General features: G+C 42.7%; 1 pseudogene. It reads left to right on the forward strand.

Going from position 1 to position 770, the window contains the following annotated elements:
- A pseudogene (locus EO95_RS16090) lies at positions 1–619 on the forward strand (hypothetical protein); the annotation flags it as partial.
- Positions 620–770 lie beyond the last annotated feature (151 nt).

Genomic DNA, 770 nt, shown 5'->3' on the forward strand with positions numbered 1-770 from the left:
AGACGGCATACGAGATAGGAGTCCGTCTCGTGGGCTCGGAGATGTGTATAAGAGACAGGGTGTATACCATGCTGCAGTAATCCATATGTACCCTGAAGGCAAATCTACCGATCTTTCCCCTGCTGGTACAGGATACACTACCATTATCCGCAACAACATTATAGTAAATACCCTTAAGCGTAAGAAAGATCCGCGAGGGACAGGGTACTGCGTGATCAATTACCTCCCTGGAACACATACCTTCGTGCTGCAAAATAACTGCCTCTATAATAATGAAGCTGGAGACTACATCAACACAGAATCAAAAAGCGATATCTATGCAAATCCTCTTTTTGCAGACCCGAAAAATCAAGATTACCATCTTAGATCGACAGGAGGTAGATGGAATGGGAAATCCTGGGTAAAGGATCGCATAAGTTCTCCGTGCATTGATGCAGGTTATTCTTCCTCTGACTACTCAAATGAGCCCGAAGACAATGGAGAAAGGGTCAATATAGGAAGGTACGGAAATACTGAAGAAGCATCAAGGTCAGGGGTAATGCCCGGATATGTGGCCTGGTGGCATCAGGTGGTTCCATTCAGGACCCTGATGAGGATATTCTTTTTTAATATTTTTTAAAAACGCTATCGAGAAAAATATTGATTATCAAAAAAATACTGCGGAAAGTGGGTTTCACTGGTAAAAAGAGGTTTTTCCGAAAAGCAGGCATTGGGAAATTAACCTTTCCTGCAGTCTAGAATTTCGGATTACCTCCTTAAAGGACATCCAA

Source organism: Methanosarcina sp. 1.H.T.1A.1 (genome assembly GCF_000979295.1).
Taxonomy (GTDB): Archaea; Halobacteriota; Methanosarcinia; order Methanosarcinales; family Methanosarcinaceae; genus Methanosarcina.